Source organism: Stenotrophomonas sp. Nf1 (assembly GCF_003028475.1).
Lineage (GTDB): Bacteria > Pseudomonadota > Gammaproteobacteria > Xanthomonadales > Xanthomonadaceae > Stenotrophomonas.
Genome location: NZ_PYTV01000003.1, coordinates 336693 through 352151 on the forward strand (window position 1 = coordinate 336693; position 15459 = coordinate 352151).

Annotated in this window: 17 protein-coding genes; 9 read left to right on the top strand and 8 right to left on the bottom strand. The window is 68.7% G+C overall.

Features of this window, described 5'->3' with window-relative positions; all coding sequences use genetic code 11:
* Positions 1 to 5: 5 nt before the first annotated feature.
* Entirely contained in the window at positions 6 to 341 is a 336-nt protein-coding gene (locus C9412_RS08095; RefSeq protein WP_107231149.1) for a zinc ribbon domain-containing protein YjdM, read from the bottom strand.
* Between the two features lie 179 nt (positions 342 to 520).
* Between C9412_RS08095 and C9412_RS08100 the strand changes: the two genes are divergently transcribed.
* From C9412_RS08100 to C9412_RS08110, 3 genes are all read left to right on the top strand, one after another.
* Positions 521 to 1882, top strand: coding sequence for an Hsp70 family protein (locus tag C9412_RS08100; RefSeq protein WP_107231150.1), 1362 nt, complete (start codon positions 521 to 523; stop codon positions 1880 to 1882).
* Between the two features lie 229 nt (positions 1883 to 2111).
* A complete protein-coding gene (locus C9412_RS08105; RefSeq protein WP_107231266.1) occupies positions 2112 to 2405 on the top strand; it encodes a YkgJ family cysteine cluster protein in 294 nt (97 codons plus the stop codon).
* Positions 2406 to 2416: 11 nt separating this feature from the next.
* Positions 2417 to 2599: a hypothetical protein gene (locus tag C9412_RS08110; protein WP_005410566.1), complete on the top strand. Its 183-nt coding sequence runs from the start codon at positions 2417 to 2419 to the stop codon at positions 2597 to 2599.
* Positions 2600 to 2648: 49 nt separating this feature from the next.
* Here C9412_RS08110 and C9412_RS08115 read toward each other — a convergent pair whose 3' ends face one another.
* Genes C9412_RS08115 through C9412_RS08125 form a run of 3 tightly spaced genes read right to left on the bottom strand, consistent with a single transcriptional unit; the run spans position 2649 to position 4650 of the window.
* Positions 2649 to 3530, bottom strand: coding sequence for a DUF4097 family beta strand repeat-containing protein (locus C9412_RS08115; RefSeq protein WP_107231151.1), 882 nt, complete (start codon positions 3528 to 3530; stop codon positions 2649 to 2651).
* 11 nt (positions 3531 to 3541) lie between these two features.
* Positions 3542 to 4075, bottom strand: a complete 534-nt coding sequence (locus C9412_RS08120) for a hypothetical protein (protein WP_107231152.1) — start codon at positions 4073 to 4075, stop codon at positions 3542 to 3544.
* Positions 4072 to 4650, bottom strand: a complete 579-nt coding sequence (locus C9412_RS08125) for a sigma-70 family RNA polymerase sigma factor (protein ID WP_032965935.1) — start codon at positions 4648 to 4650, stop codon at positions 4072 to 4074. The genes C9412_RS08120 and C9412_RS08125 overlap by 4 nt, the downstream gene beginning before the upstream one ends.
* A 125-nt stretch (positions 4651 to 4775) precedes the next feature.
* On the opposite strand from C9412_RS08125, the gene C9412_RS08130 reads away from it, so the two are divergent.
* Positions 4776 to 4955, top strand: coding sequence for a hypothetical protein (locus C9412_RS08130; RefSeq protein ID WP_057497409.1), 180 nt, complete (start codon positions 4776 to 4778; stop codon positions 4953 to 4955).
* Positions 4956 to 4992: 37 nt separating this feature from the next.
* Positions 4993 to 5586 (top strand): mechanosensitive ion channel family protein, encoded by a 594-nt coding sequence (locus C9412_RS08135; RefSeq protein WP_107231153.1) that lies wholly within the window; start codon positions 4993 to 4995, stop codon positions 5584 to 5586.
* A 530-nt stretch (positions 5587 to 6116) separates the two neighbouring features.
* On the opposite strand, the gene C9412_RS08145 is transcribed toward C9412_RS08135, so the two are convergent.
* On the bottom strand, positions 6117 to 6383 hold the full coding sequence (locus C9412_RS08145) for a DksA/TraR family C4-type zinc finger protein (protein ID WP_107231154.1): 267 nt from the start codon (positions 6381 to 6383) through the stop codon (positions 6117 to 6119).
* 106 nt (positions 6384 to 6489) lie between these two features.
* The gene (locus C9412_RS08150; RefSeq protein ID WP_107231155.1) at positions 6490 to 7047 is read right to left on the bottom strand and encodes a DUF2058 domain-containing protein; all 558 of its coding nucleotides are present in this window, start codon (positions 7045 to 7047) and stop codon (positions 6490 to 6492) included.
* A 61-nt stretch (positions 7048 to 7108) separates the two neighbouring features.
* Here C9412_RS08150 and C9412_RS08155 point away from each other — a divergent pair, with 61 nt between their 5' ends.
* The 3 genes from C9412_RS08155 (at position 7109) to C9412_RS08165 (ending at position 10074) form a co-directional block, all read left to right on the top strand.
* On the top strand, positions 7109 to 7609 hold the full coding sequence (locus C9412_RS08155) for a M48 family metallopeptidase (protein ID WP_107231156.1): 501 nt from the start codon (positions 7109 to 7111) through the stop codon (positions 7607 to 7609).
* Between the two features lie 47 nt (positions 7610 to 7656).
* Positions 7657 to 8355 carry an RNA pseudouridine synthase gene (locus C9412_RS08160; protein WP_107231157.1) on the top strand — a complete coding sequence of 233 codons (699 nt, stop codon included), beginning with the start codon at positions 7657 to 7659 and terminating at the stop codon, positions 8353 to 8355.
* A 129-nt stretch (positions 8356 to 8484) separates the two neighbouring features.
* Positions 8485 to 10074, top strand: a complete 1590-nt coding sequence (locus tag C9412_RS08165; protein ID WP_107231158.1) for a phospholipase D family protein — start codon at positions 8485 to 8487, stop codon at positions 10072 to 10074.
* Between the two features lie 3 nt (positions 10075 to 10077).
* Here C9412_RS08165 and C9412_RS08170 read toward each other — a convergent pair whose 3' ends face one another.
* Positions 10078 to 11154, bottom strand: coding sequence for an HDOD domain-containing protein (locus C9412_RS08170; protein WP_107231159.1), 1077 nt, complete (start codon positions 11152 to 11154; stop codon positions 10078 to 10080).
* Between the two features lie 277 nt (positions 11155 to 11431).
* Here C9412_RS08170 and C9412_RS08175 point away from each other — a divergent pair, with 277 nt between their 5' ends.
* Positions 11432 to 12529 carry a Glu/Leu/Phe/Val dehydrogenase dimerization domain-containing protein gene (locus tag C9412_RS08175; RefSeq protein ID WP_107231160.1) on the top strand — a complete coding sequence of 366 codons (1098 nt, stop codon included), beginning with the start codon at positions 11432 to 11434 and terminating at the stop codon, positions 12527 to 12529.
* 44 nt (positions 12530 to 12573) lie between these two features.
* Here C9412_RS08175 and C9412_RS08180 read toward each other — a convergent pair whose 3' ends face one another.
* The gene (locus C9412_RS08180) at positions 12574 to 15420 is read right to left on the bottom strand and encodes an autotransporter serine protease (RefSeq protein WP_107231161.1); all 2847 of its coding nucleotides are present in this window, start codon (positions 15418 to 15420) and stop codon (positions 12574 to 12576) included.
* Positions 15421 to 15459 lie beyond the last annotated feature (39 nt).

Below are 15459 nucleotides of genomic sequence, written 5' to 3' on the forward strand. Positions count from 1 at the left end.
GGGGCTCAGGCCTTCTTGAGGAAGCAGGTCTTGAGCACCAGCCCCTTGATCTTGTCCGAGTTGCCTTCGATGTGTTCGGCATCGTCCTCGACCAGGCGGATGTTGCGGATCACTGTGCCCTGCTTGAGCGGGATCGAAGAGCCCTTCACCTTCAGGTCCTTGATCACGGTGACGGTGTCACCGGCCTGCAGCGTGTTGCCGTTGCTGTCACGCACGACCAGGCTCGAACCGGCGCCTTCCTCGGCGGTCCATTCGAAGCCGCAGTCGGCGCAGATCCACAGCGCGCCATCGGCGTAGGTGTTTTCAAGGGTGCACTGCGGGCAGGCGGGGACGGAAGACATCGGCAAGTACCTCAAAATGAATCAACAGCTGCCATTGTAACCGCCCGGCCCGCATGCCCATTTCCCGGGCGCGGTCCAGCGGCCCGCAGGCGCGGCCAGGAACGGGGCGGCGCTGGAACTTGCAGTCGGCAGCGAACTGCCGCAGAGTGCGCGGCCCCCGCCCGCCCCCGGAACGCCCCATGCGCCTCGGCATCGACTTCGGTACCAGCAACTCCGCCGCCGCCATCGTGCATGAGGGCAAGCTGTTGCCGATCCGTTTCGGCGACGCCGAGCAGTTCCGCACCAGCGTGTATTTCCCCGGCGTGGTGCCCGACCCGGACGACTTCCAGCTCGACGATGGGCAGGAACACCAGCTGCAGCAGATGATCGACAGCGCCGCCCGCGCAGCGCGTGCCGCCGGCCAGGAACGCACGCCGCAGGCGCTGCGCCGCGAAGCCCTGCGCGCCCTGCGCCGGGAATGGATGGAAGCGCGCGCCGGCAAGGAACGCAGCGCCAGCGACCTGCTGCAGAACGCCATCTACGGCGATGAGGCCCTGGAAGCCTATTTCGAGGAGCACGAAGGCAACCTCGTGCAGAGCCCGAAATCGATGCTCGGCTACAACCTGCACCCGCGTGCGAAGCAGACCATTACCGGCATCGCCGCGCACATCCTCGAACACATCCGCCTGACCGCCAGCGCCCAGCTCGGCCAGCCGCTGCGCGCGGCGCTGCTCGGCCGTCCGGTGCAGTTCCGCAGCTCGATCGGTGCGGCCGGCAACGACCAGGCGCTGGACATCCTGCGCGAAGCGGCCACCCAGGCTGGCTTCGACCACATCGACTTCCTCGAAGAACCCGCTGCGGCGGCCATGCATTACCACGCCGAAAGCCGCGAGCGGCACCAGGCGGTCATCGTCGACATCGGCGGCGGCACCACCGACATCGCCCACGCCGAAGTCGGCGGTGACGCGGCACCGCGCATCCACCGCGCTTGGGGTATCGCCCGCGGCGGTACCGATATCGATCTGGCGCTGAGCCTGTCCAGCTACATGCCGCTGTTCGGCCGCGGCATCACCCGCGTGCCCGCCCACCACTACGTGGAAGCGGCCACCGTGCAGGACATGACCCGCCAGCGCGATTTCCGCCAGCACAAGTACGATCATGTGGACGCACCATGGGGCGACCGCCTGCAGGCGCTGCAGGACACCGGCAACACCGCCCGCCTGTACCGCGACGTCGAGCGCGCCAAGATCGCCCTCAGCGCTGCCAGCGAACACCGCAGCACGCTGGACTACATCGCCCGCGACCTGCATGCCGACAGCAGCGCCGAGGGCCTGGCCACGGCCGCCCACGGCTACCTGGAGCAGATCCGCGAACTGCTGGCCCAGGTCCGCAGTGACATCGGTGGCGACCCGGATGCGGTGTTCCTGACCGGCGGCATGTCCCGCGCCGGCTACCTGCGCCAGGTTGTGGCGGCGGCCTTCCCGGGCGCCCGCGTGGTCCACGGCGAGCCCTCGCTGGGGGTGGTGCAGGGCCTGGCGCTGGCGGCAGCCAGCCAGGATTAACAAAACGTTACGCGACCTAAGTTACTCTTGGTCGGCTAGAACTCCGCTGCACCTTCCACCGGCCACGCCGGTGTGTGTCTACCGTGCAGCCCGGCCCGCCCTGCGGGCCTAGCGGCCATGCCTTCCTGGCTCGTTCATGGTCCGCGTACCACCGGAGCCGCCATCGAGACCCGCTTTGGGCACCCGCCAGGCCCCTGAGGCCTTACAACCTGACGCAGCACCTGCACCCATCGACTGCCGCCGTTGTGATGCGGTCTGTTGCCGGTTGCCCGTACTGCTGCAGAGCGGCGACCAGGTCCCGGGCCAGTTTCTCGCACGCGATGCGCACGGTCGTACCGTGATGGCGCGCAACGAGGAAGGCTGGTGCGCGGCGATCGATCCCTATCACCTGCGCTGCACGATCTATTCGCAGCGCCCGGCGATCTGCCGCCAGTTTGCGATGGGCGGCGATGACTGCCGCCGCGAGCGGCAGGACTACCTGCGCCAGGCCGATGCCTGGGCGCTTTCCTCCCCTTCCACCTGACAGGAGCAACCATGCCCCGCAAGGCAAAGACCCCCGCGAAGGCCAGCAACAGCATCCGCAGCGAACGCAAGGGCGCGGCCGCCAGCACCGTGGTCAGCAGTGATTCGATCGCTTCGGACCTGGCTGCGTTCCGCAAGGCCGGTGGCAAGATCGAAGTCCTCGGCACCACCTGGGCGCTGAAGAAAGCCAGCTGATCCCGCTCCGACCGCGGCGGCGCTGCCGCCGCGGCCTGCCCGGCCGCGCTCAGCGGTCCAGGCGAACCTGCACGCTGCCCGAATGCGACTGGATGCGGATGTCACCATCACCGCCGCCCAGCCGCGTATCCAGATGGCTGCCCGGGCCATAGCGCGGCCGCTCCACCTGGCCGGCGTCGCTGTTGATCGAACCGCTGAAGCTGTTCACCGACAGCTGTGCCGACACCGTGCGCGGCAGCCGCAGATTGACCGAGGCACTCACCGATTCGACGCTGATACGGCCCCCCGGCGCCAGTCGGGCCGCGGCCAGGTCGATGCTGCCCGACACCGTTTCCACCGCCAGCCGCTGCACGCGACCGGCGTCGACCTCGACCCGGCCAGACACCGTCTGCGCCCCGATATCACCCGACACGCCGCCCCCGGCCTCGATCCGGCCGCTGACGGTGTTCACGTCCAGCTTCGGCGTCTGCAACCGCGCATTGACGCTGCCGCTGACCGTATTGAGCTTGCTGTCGCCACTGCGCCCGGATGCGGACAGGCTGCCGCTGACCGTGTCGGCCTGCAGGCGACGCACCTCGATGCCCGCGATGTCCTGGCTGGCACTGACCGTGCTCAGCAGCAGTTCCACCGAACGCGGCACGTTCAGCACCAGCGTCGCCCCCCCATTGTTGTTGCGACGCGGGTACTCGATCTCCCAGCGCACACGGTTGGCACTCTTCTCCTGGCGTAGCTGCAGGCCGTCACTGAGCGTGCCGGTGAGCTGCACGTCATTGCGATCCCAGCCGCGCACGGTCACCTTGCCGGCCACGTTGCTCAGTTCAATGCGCCCTCCTGTGGCCAGGGTGTGGCGTTCGTCGATGCGGGTGTCGGCCAGCGCCACGGCAGGCACCAGCAGCAGCGCGACGCAGCAGGACATCAGGGTTCGGGTCATGTGGGGTCTCCTCAGGTCGTCAGGCCGGACTCGACGGCATAGGCCGCCTGCCGGGTCAGTTCCAGCCGCAGCGCATAGGTGCGCTTGAGCTGGCCAAGCAGGTGCGGGGCGCGCGGATCCTGCGCCAGCGCGGCGCGGATCTGTGCTGCACTTTCATCCAGTTCATGCAGCGCCGGCTGCCATTCCAGTGCACGCCCATCGGGCAGCGCTGCAACGGCCTGCTGGTACTGTTCGGTCATCGCCGCCGCCTGCAGCTGCAGGGGGGACGGCGCCGGCGCCTCCGGCGGCGCATGGCGCCACGGTGCCACCGCATACAGCGCCAGGCTGGCCGCCAGCGCAGCGCCCAACGGCAACCACACGCGGCGCGGCGAACGTCGCGGCAGCGCCACCACGTTGCCGGTGGTCACCGCAGCCGGCTGCGCTTGGCGCGGCGGCAGCCGGGCCGACAGGCGTGCCCAGCCATCGGCCGGCACATCGCGCTCGTTGGGCAGCGCGCGCAGCCGGGCCTGCAGGTCGGGGTCGGAATCGTGGTCGTGCGTACTCATGTCATGTCTCCCAGCCGTGCGCGCAACAGGCCGCGCGCACGATGCAACTGTGCTTTGGAACTGCCGACAGCCATCTGCAGCTGCTCGGCGATTTCCTGGTGTTTCCAGCCTTCGATATCGTGCAGTACCAGTACCGCACGCGCCCGTGGTGGCAGTGTCGACAATGCGCGCTCCAGGTCACGCTCGGTGCCCGCGCAGCGGTCATGCACCGCCAGTTCCTGCAGGCCGCCGTCGACATCCTCCAGACTGTCGTGGTCCTGCCCGGCGGCGCGACCGCGCAGTTCCATCAGTGCGGCGTTGACCCCCAGCCGATGCAGCCAGGTCGACAGGCTGCTCTCGAAACGGAACCCCGGCAGCGCCTTCCACGCCTGCAGGAAGGCTTCCTGCAATGCATCCTCGGCACGTGCCTGCTGGCCGCCACACAGCCGCCACAGCACGGCGAACACGCGTGGCGCGTGGCGCCGGTACAACAGTTCATAGGCGGCCGTATCGCCGGCGGCGGCCGCCCGCACCAAAGCGGGTTCATCGACGGCGTCGTTGGCGGCAGGCGGCGCGGGCATGGTGGTGTCGAGCATATCGCTTGGATGCGGCGGGCCGGGAAAAGGTTTAGAGCCGATCGCCGCGTGAAGCGATGCAACCTTTCCGCTGGTTGCTGCATCCATGGGAAGTCCCTGCTGAAAACCTCCTGTGGAGTCCTGACATGTCCAGCCCAACCTGCGCCGCCCTGCTGGTGATCGCCGCCTGCGTCGTGCTGCAGGCCCTGGGCCTGTCGCTGCATCTGCGCGCCGACGCCGGCCGCGCCTGCCTGCACCAGCATCGCCAGGCGCTGGTCTGCCTGGCCTGGACACCGATGGTCGAAACACCGGCACGCGGCGGGTAACATCGAGGGCCGTTATCGCCACCTGCTTGTCGCCCCCATGATGTTGTCGCTGAAGGATCACCTGCCACCCTGGACCCACCCGTGGCTGCATGACGTGGGTATCGCCGTGAAGATCCTGCTGACCCTGCTGGTGGCCTGGCTGCTGCGGGTGCTGGCCCGTCGCCTGATCCGACGCTTCGCCGAGCACTACACGCTGCCACCGGAAATGGTGATGGGCGCGCGCCGCATCATCAGCTTCGTGGTCTATTTCAGTGCCGTGCTGTACATCCTCAGCCTGCTCGGGGCATCGCCGTCAGTGCTGTGGACCGCCTTCACCGGTTTCGCCGCGGTGGGTGCGGTGGCTTTCTTCGCAGCCTGGAGCGTGCTGTCCAACATCTTCTGCACGCTGCTGATCTTCACCACCCGCCCGTTCCGCCTGCACGACTACATCGAGGTGCTGGAGAACGGCGAAAAGCCGGGCCTGAAGGGCCGGGTGATCGACGTCAACCTGATCTACACCACGCTGCAGGAGACCGGTGACGGCCACGAAGGCACGGTGCTTCAGTTGCCGAACAACCTGTTCTTCCAACGCACGGTGCGCCGCTGGCGCGACCCGGCGCAGGCCCCCGGCGGCATCCAGGGCGACGGCTGAGGGGGTTTTCTCTGCAGGGCTGCGCCCTGCACCTGTGGTAGTGCCGGCCGCTGGCCGGCAACAGCAACAGCGAGCATTCCGTGGGTTGGCGGGCTGGGTCCGGTTGAGGGGGACGCCGTAAATACGTCCATGTAGGCTCGGTCGCCGCATCCATGCGGCTCACGCCCCCTCAACCGGACCCACCCCGCCTTCGACAGTTTCCTGCGGTCTGTTGGACATGCCGATGGGGTCAGATCCGTTTTCCTGTGGAAAACGGATCTGACCCCGATTTACTTCGATATCTGACAGATTTCATCCACGCATGGCATGGATCCACCCGATCGCGGGGATCTGTCAGAGGTGGGGCGGTGTCGGAGTGCGGGGTGTCAGCCGCATGGATGCGGCTGCCAAGCCTACAAGGACGTACTTGCGGCGCCCCCGCACTCCGACACCGCCCCGCCACCCCACGGAACGCTCGCTGTTGCTGTTGCTGTTGCCGGCCAGCGGTCGGCACTACCGCAGGTGCAGGGCGCAGCCCTGCCGGACAACCCTTACCTCAGCTGGCTGTCCTTGCTGCCGCGGCGGTTGTAGCCGCTCTGGGCCTGTTCCGCTTCATCGTGTGCCTGCTGGCACGCCACGCACAGGCGCACGCCGGGCACGGCCTGACGCCGCGCCAACGGGATCGGCGCGTCGCATTCCTCACAGTGTTCCAGACCCGGGCCCTGGCGCAGCTGGCGCCGCGCACGGGCAATCGCATCGTCAACGGTGGCGTCGATCTGGTCCTGGACCGCGCCGTCTCCCGCCCAACCGGTGGCCATGGCCATCCTCCGCAGGTGTGTCGCCCGATATGGGGACGATACACTGCGCCGCAAATGGTAGCGCCGGGCCATGCCCGGCGGGCGTAGCGGCCGGTTCAGCCGCGCCTTACCAGACCAGGTCGTCGGGTACCTGGAACTGGGCGTAGTAGGCGTCGTCCTCGGCGTTGCCGGTGGAGATCTCGGCGCTCGAGCCCGGCTGGCCGTGGTCGACGATGATCGCCTCCGGGGCGCGCTCGCGCACCTTCTCGGCGGCGGCGCGCGGCAGCAGCGCGTAGCCGTCACCGTGGGCCACGATCACCAGCACACCCACCGACAGCGCCTTGCGCAGCTTGGGGTCGATCAGCAGGGTGCGGATCGCCGCGCCGTCGCTGAAGCGGTACTCGTCATCGCCCTTGTGAGGCACGGCGTGGGCACTGATGATCTGCCTGGCCTGCGCCTTCTGTTCAGCCTGGCGGGCCTGGGCGTTGCGCTCGGCCGCCAGCGTGCGGTCACGCTCGACCTTCTCGGCGCGCGCACGTTCAGCCTCGCGCTGGACCTCGGCCGACGCCGACTCGGCCTTGCCCTGGCGGGCCTTGGCCTGCTCGCGCGCGGCGGCGCTGGCCTGCGACTTCTTGGCCAGGCCGGCCTTGAGCAATTGTTCCTGCAGCGCGTTGGGCTTTGCCATGGTCGATGCGTACCGCGTGTAATCTGGATGCCCCATTCTACCGACGCCCCGCCGCCCCTGCATGGCAGTCCTGAAGTACCTCACCGGCTATCCCGAACCCCTGGTCGCCCAGGTCAGCGAACTGCTGGCACAGGGCAGGCTCGGCCCCTGGCTGCAGCAGCGCTACCCCGACCCGCACGAGGTGCGCAGCGACCGCCAGCTGTACGACTACACCCAGGACCTGAAGGATCGCTACCTGCGCAAATCGGTGCCGCTGAACAAGGTCTGCTACGACAACACGCTGGAGGTCATCAAGCACGCGCTGGGCACCCACACCGCCATTTCGCGCGTGCACGGCGGCCGCCTCAAGGCCAGCCGCGAAATCCGCATCGCCACCGTGTTCCGCCAGGCACCGGCCGCGTTCCTGCGCATGATCGTGGTGCATGAGCTGGCGCACCTGAAGGAAGCCGACCACAACAAGGCCTTCTACCAGCTGTGCCAGCACATGGAACCGGATTACCTGCAGCTGGAATTCGATACCCGCCTGTACCTGACCGAGCTGGCCAACCGCGGCCAGCGCTGACCCGCCGCAGCAGCTACACTGCGCGCCCCCTGCCCGACCTGCCCGCCATGGAACCGACCCGTCTCGACAAACACCTGTCCGCCCTGCTCGGGATCCCGCGCGGCGAGGCGCGGCGCTACATCGAGGGCGGCTGGGTTTCGGTCAACGGCGAGGTGGTGGAGCAACCGCAGCGGCCGGTGGATGACAGCGCGGTGATCGTGGTGGCCGACCAGGCCAGCGACGACAAGGCCGAACGGGTCAGCATGCTGCTGCACAAGCCGGCCGGCGTCGCCGCTGAAACCCTGTGCGCGCTGGTCAGCAGTGACAGCCGCAGCGAACTCGATGCCAGCGGCACCCGCCCATTGCAACGGCATTTCCATGGATTGCAGCTGGCCGCTGCGCTTCCAGCCAGCGACAGCGGGCTGGTGGTGGTCAGCCAGGATCCGGCGACGCTGGCGCACCTGCAGCGCAACCTGGGCCGCACCGAGCAGGAGTACCTGATTGAAGTGGCCGAAGGCGGCCCCGAGCGCGGGCCGTGGCTGCTGGCGCGCCTGCAGCACGAATCCGGCGGTGCCAAGGTCAGCTGGCAGAGCGAGCTGCGCCTGCGTTTTGCCGGCAAGGGGCTGACCGCCAAAGGCCTGCGCGTGGCGGTGACCGCTGCCGGCCTGCAGGTCATGGCGGTGCGTCGCCTGCGTATCGGCCGCGTGGCGCTGGGGCCGCTGCCGCCGGGACAGTGGCGATACCTGGGCAACGACGAGCGGTTCTGAGGCTCCGGGGTCAGAGCCCTTTCCTGTGGAAAGGGATCCGACCCCATGCGTGCCCCCCGCCGGGGTCGGATCCCTTGCCGCAGGCAAGGGCTCTGACCCCGGATTGATCCTGCAGACATTCCTCCATGCATGGCGTGGCTCTACCATCGGGGCATGAGCCTACCCAAGCCCCTGTGGCGACGCCTGCTGCGCATCGCCGCACTCCTCCTCGCCGCACTGTTGCTGCTGGTGTTGTCCGGCCTGCTGCTGGCCGACCATCTCACGCCGCAGGCGCAGGGCGCGCCCTCGCAGGTGCTGCCGTTGCAGCCGGCGCAGACCCACATCGACCGGGAGATCGTGCCGCTGCAGGAGGCCCATCCCGGAACATCCGGCGTGGCCTTCCTCAGCGATGGCATGGACGCGTTCGCCGCGCGCGCGATGATCACCGCACACGCCGGCCGCAGCCTGGACCTGCAGTACTACATCTGGCACGACGACCTGATCGGCCACCTGATGGCCAAGGCGCTGTATGACGCTGCCGAGCGCGGTGTGCGCGTGCGCATCCTGCTCGATGACATGAATGCCAAGAACAAGGACGCGCTGATGATGGCGCTCGATGCGCACCCCAACATCGAGATCCGCCTGTACAACCCGTTCCGCAACCGCAGCGGCATCGCCCGCACGCTGGAACTGGTGCAACGCGCCTTCAGCGTGAACCACCGCATGCACAACAAGAGCTGGATCGCCGATGGCCGCATCGCCATCGTCGGTGGCCGCAACATCGGCGAGGAATACTTCAGTGCGCGCGATGATGTGAACTTCCAGGACCTGGACCTGGTGGTGGCCGGGCCGGCCGTGCAGCAGGCCAACCAGATCTTCGACGACTACTGGAACAGCAGCGCGGCGATTCCGATTTCCGCACTGGCGTCCTACACCGATGCGCAGCTGCGGCAGCTGGTGCGTCAATCGGACCTGGATGCGATGCATGCCAAGGCCCAACCGTACCTGCAGCGCGTGGCAGCCTCGCGCCTGCTGCAGCGGCCCAGCCCGGAACCACTGCACTGGAGCGCCGATGTCCGCATCGCCTCCGATCCGCCGATGAAGCATCGCGACGATGATCGCCGCAGCTGGCTGGTCAGCACGCTGAGCGAGGAACTGCGCAGCACCCGCCGCAGCGCGCTGCTGATCTCGCCCTACTTCGTGCCCGGCGACGACGGCGTGCTTGCGCTGTCGACACTGGCCGCCACGGGCGCGCAGGTCGGTGTGGTCACCAATTCGCTGGCCGCCAACGATGTGGCCGCCGTGCATGGCGGTTACATGGGCTACCGCGTTCCACTGCTGCAGGCCGGGGTGCAGCTGTACGAACTGAAGGCGCACGGCCGTCCTGATACCAGCCTGTTCGGCAGCAGTGGCGCCAGCCTGCATACCAAGGCATTCGTGGTCGACGACCGGCGCGGCTTCGTCGGCTCGTTCAACCTCGACCCGCGCTCGGCCTACCTCAACACCGAGATGGGCGTGCTGTTCGATGATCCGGTACTCGGGGCGCAGCTGCGCGAGGAGTACCTGCGCCTGGCCAACCCCGCGCACAGCTGGTGGCTGGCCCTGGGCCACAACGACAGGCTGCGCTGGCTGGAACGGCAGCCGCCACCGCACTGGGTGGAGGCCGAACCCGGTGCCAGCCTCGGCAAGCGCTGGACCGCGCGGGTGATCAGCTGGCTGCCGGTGGAATCGCAGCTGTAGGTTTCAGGATGCCGGGGCGGCCTCTTCCTGCCCGGCCTCATCCAGCGTTTCGACGCTGCGCCCGTGCAGGCGCCGCCAGATCCAGCGCAGTGCATGCGGCGGGGCCGACGGCAGTTGCTCCAGCAGGGCCAGCATGCGGCTCTGGCTGGCGTGGCCATGGCGGCACAGCAGGCTGGCCGCTGCGGCGGCACTGGCCAGGCGCAGGCTGTCGGCCAGTGGTCCCTCGGCCTCCGGTGCCAGCGCCTGGTGCACCGGTTCGGGCAGCTCCCAGGCCGCAGCCACGCGTTGTGCCAGCGGCAACGACCATTGCTGCAGCAGCTGCAGGGCCAATGCCGGCTCCACGCTTTCGCCGCGCGCCTGTGCCTCCTGCAGCAGCTGGCGCATCACCAGTGCCGAACCCAACCCCTGCACCAGGCCCAGCCATTGCGCGGCGAATGCATCGCCGAAGGTGACCGTGCGCGCGTGGTCGGCGGCGGCGCGCGAGGCCAGCAGCGCGTGCTCCCAGATGATCGCGCTGAACTGCGGGAACACCTCGCACTGCACCTGCATCACCGGCTGTACCAGCACGGCGCTGATGATCTGGCGCACGCCTTCGGTGCCGACCAGGGTGACCGCCCGCTGCAGGCTCTCCACCGGGCGCTCGTGCACCTTGTAGGCCGGGCTGTTGGCGATGCGCAGCAGGTTGCCGGTCAACACCGGGTCCTGGCCGATGATCGCCGCCATCACCCGTGCAGACGCAGCGTCATCGTTGACGGTCTGGATCAGCTGCGGCAGCAGTTGTGGCCGGCGTGGCAACTGCCGGGCCGCCCAGTCGCGGGCCTGCAGCGCGCGCGCCACCGCATCGGCCAGCCCGGCGTTCTGCGCCGGCTCCGGCTCGCCGGCCAGCCGCGGGTACAGCGCCAGCGCGTGCAGGCCACGCTGCAGGTGCCCGGCGATCTCGCCCGCAGGCAAGGCCTCGCCCTGCAGGCTGGCCGCTGCGGCGGCCACCGCCTGTCGCGAAACGGCTGCCAGGCGCGACGGTGCGGCCCCGGTCGAACGCGCCAGCCAGCCGCGCAGGCGTCGCCACCACGCCACGGTCATCGCTGCCTGCCCTGTTGTTGTGGTGCCCTTGCCGTCACTGACCGCCTGCCTCTTCACGCCGATCCGGCCACCGGCCGTCGTCGCAGCATCGGCCGCACTTTCATCTTCTTTAACCGGACCGCCGCCGCTGTCGACGGCAAGCGCCGGGGGAATGGACTAGAATGGCGCCGCGCGACCCGTCCCCCTGCACCGACGACGTCGCTTTTTTTGTTTTGGGACCCTACCGTTCATTGGCCGTTCGCTGCAGTTCGCCGCTGTTCGTGCCATCGGAGACGCCATGCTATTCGAAACCCTCGCCACCACCGGCCACGAACAAGTGGTGTTCTGCCACAACCACGATGCCGGCCTGAAGGCGATCATCGCCATCCACAACACCACCCTGGGCCCGGCCCTGGGCGGCGTGCGCATGCGCCCCTACGCCAGTACCGACGAGGCGCTGGCCGACGTGCTGCGGCTGAGCCGGACGATGACCTACAAGAATGCGCTGGCCGGCCTCAACGTCGGTGGCGGCAAGGCGGTGATCATCGGCGACCCCAAGACCGACAAGACCGAAGTGCTGTTCCGCGCCTTCGGCCGCTATGTCGATTCGCTGGGCGGGCGCTACATCACCGCCGAGGACGTCGGCACCGACGTCAACGACATGGAGAACATCTACCTGGAGAGCCAGTTCGTGACCGGCGTGCACCAGGTCCATGGCGGCTCGGGTGATCCGGCACCGTTCACCGCCTACGGAGCGCTGCAGGCGCTGATGGCCTCGATGCGCTTCAAGTTCGGCCACGAGGAAGTGGGCAAGACCAGCATCGCCGTGCAGGGCCTGGGCCACATCGGCATGGAACTGGTGAAGCTGCTGCGCGACCGCGGCGCCAAGCTGTACGTGACCGACCTGGACAGCACCCTGGTCGATCGTGCGGTCAGCGATTTCGGCGCCGAAGCGGTCAAGCCTGATGAGATCCACGAAGTGAACGCCGACGTGTTCGCACCGTGTGCGCTGGAAGGCGCGATCAATGCCGACACCGTGCCGCGGATCAAGGCGAAGATCATCTGCGGCACCGCCAACAACCAGCTGTCGAGCCTGGACATCGGCGACCAGCTGCACGCACGCGGCATCCTGTATGCGCCGGACTATGCGGTCAACGCCGGTGGCGTGATGAACGTCTCGCTGGAAATCGACGGCTACAACCGCGAACGCGCGATGCGCCTGATCCGCAGCATCTATCACAACCTCACCCGCATCTTCGAACTGTCGCAGCGCGAGAACATCGCACCGCAGCGCGCCGCCGACCGCATCGCCGAAAGCCGCATCCTGTCCATCGGCAAGCTGAAGATGCCGTTGGGCCGCAGCACGCCGCGCCTGGGTAATCTGCGCGGCGGCTGAGGCTGAAGGCGTCGCGCCGGGCATCACCCGGCGCGACCGTTGCATCAGAACCCGGTGCTGTAGCGCAACGCGGCCTGGCGCGCGCCCTGGCCGCCGACGCGCTGGTCGAAGCCCACGCTCAGGCGGCCATTGCGGCCCCACCACGACTCCAGCGCCACGCCCAGCAGCGCACTGCCACGCGGCGCGTTGCTGCCTGCCAGCGGCGCCCAGGCATCGACGCCGACAAAGCTGGCCTGCCAATCGGCGTCACCGCCGTCCAGCCGTTGCTGCCACTCGGCATGTCCACGCAGCGTCCAGCGCCCCCAGCCACGCTCGCCACGGATGCCGGCCAGCATCTGGCTGCGCTGCACGCGGTTGGCATCACCGCGCAGACCAAAGCCGAATCCGCCCAGCTCGTTGAACGCATCGGTATCCACGCGCGTGGTGCTGGCCCCCAGATACGGTGTCATCGAAGCGCCGGCACGGCCCAGCCGATAACCGCTTTCCACGCTGGCGCTGCTGAAACGACCGCCATAACGCGCAGAGACCCCATAGGCGCCGGCGCCCAGCAGCAGCTGGCGATCCAGCGCGCGGGTGAACTGGCCGCTGCCGACCTGGGCCAGCGCATAGCCGCGCCCCAGGTTCCAGCCGGCATACAGCTGCGCCTGCGCCTGGCGATCACGCCCACGATCACCGCCGAAGTGGCTGCCGCCGTTGCTGCGGGTCTCGCCGAAGGCCACGCCCATCAGGCCGTTGCTGCCCAGCGGCAGGTCCTGGCCGGCCATCCAGCCACGGCTGTCGGCACTGTTGCCGGCGAAACTGCCCTGCCCGGCTTCGCCCAGCGCGCTCTGCCAGCTGCCGCGCAGCTGCGGCGTGGCCTGCACGCGATCGAAGCGCTCGGCAATCGCGCGCCGCGACATGTCGATGCTGTCGAACGTGGCGGCCTCGGCGCGCGCATGCGCCTGCCCGGACAGGCTTTGCAGGCTGGCCGCCAGGCCCTCACGACCGCCACCGGTCCATTGCAGCGCACCGGCGGCCGCACCGAACGGCGTCGCCTGCAGGCCGCTGTTGCCATCAAGCGTAGTGAACGCGCTGTCCAGCCGCTGCGCGGCGGCCTGCGCCGTGGCCCCCAGCCCGGAGGCGGCGGCGGTGACACTGACCCGGGTCAGGTTCAACCAGGCGTTGGTGCTGTCATAGCCATAGCTGGTCTGCAGCAACGACAGACCCTGCAGCCCACTGGAAGTGGCTGCGGTGCTGAACGTACCTGACAGCCCGCCCGCCGCATGGATCAGGTCCTGCCGGCTGCCGTCCTGCGGCACATAGCCGGATACAAAACCATGCACGCGCACGCCGCCATCGATCGCCGCCGTGCCGGTGACCTGCAGCGCGCTGGCGCCGAGCGCGATCATCAGCTGCGCGCCGGCCTGCTGGGTGTAGTTGCCCTCGATGGTGCCGGTGGTGTTGCCGGTGGTCAGGAACACGCTGCTGCCATTGACCACGTTGCCGACCACGCGCGGCGTGCCGCCGTTGAACTGCAGGCCGGTGGAATCCGGGTCAGGCTGTCCAAGGATGGTCACGTTGGAGCGGATCACACCGCCATCGCGCAGCGACAGGATGCCGCGTTCGATGCGGGTGGCGCCGGTGTAGCCATTGTTGCCGCTCAGGACCAGCGTTCCGCCGCCGCGCTTGACCAGGCCACCGCTGCCGACGATGCCGTTGCTCCACACCGTCCCGGTCGAGGCGGTGTCCACGTCGGCCACCACGTCGCCCCAGTCGAAGCGGCCGGGGCCGTTGATCGCACGGCCGATGTCCAGCAGGCCATACCCGAACACCGGATCGACACCGGCCGCGCCGATGTCCTTGGCTGTGCCCAGCAGGGTCTGCCGCACCAGGTTGTTGTCGAAGTACGGGAAGCGCTGCCAGACCAGTGCGGCCGCGCCGGACACCAGCGGCGCCGCGAACGAGGTGCCGTAGTCCCAGTAGTAGGAGCCGCCCGAGGCATCGGGATAGACCGCACTGCCCGGTGCTGCCAGGCAATAGCGTGCCGCCTGCCCGCAGGCATTGGCGTAGCTGGCCAGGGAGCCGGGCGAATACGGATCCACCGCGGTCGCCACCAGCCAGCCCCGCTCCAGGTCGGCTGCCGGCAGCGAACCGGCCACGCCCTGCTGGCTGGGCAGTGCGGCCAGGCTGCTCGGTTCGCTGCGGCCGTCGTTGCCGGCAGCAAATACCACCAGTCCACCGTGGTTGATCACGAACGGGCGGTACTCGGCGGCCACCTGCGCGGTGGTCGGCAGGTCGGTCCAGTACAGGCCGCCCCACGAATTGTTCATCACCTTCACGTTGTAGTTGATCAGGTCCTGGTGGACCTGGGCCACGCCCAGCGGGCCGCTGAACGCGTTGCCCTTGCCGCTGCCGTCATCGGCCGGCGGCTTGTCGGAGATGATCCGTGCCGAAACGATCTGCGCCCCCGGCGCGATGCCGCCCGGCCACGAACCGACGGCGGTACCTGCGGCCAGACTGGCCACTGCGGTGCCGTGGCCGACCACGTCATCGACGCCGAGATTGTTGCGGGCCGGGTCGATGTAGTTGAGGTTGCCGATCACCCGGCCGTTCAATGCAGCGGCGTTGCGCTGCACGCCCGAGTCGACGATGCCGATGCGCACGCCCTGGCCGGTCAGGCCAGCCGCCTGTGCCGGCCGTGCATTGGTCACTGCCAGATGCGCGTCGAAGGTGGGCTCCTGCGGCTTGGCCGGCGCCGGGGGTGTCGGCGTGGGCGTGGTCGGTGGCGTCGGCGTGGTCGGCGGTGGGTCGACGCGTACATTGCTGCCGCCGCCCCCGCCACCTCCACAGGCCGTGAGCGCCATCGTCAGCGCGGTTGCCAGGACAGTCTTGACCGTTGTCGTGCGTTCCATCGAATCCTTCCCATGAACGTTGGCCTGCCTTCATCCCGG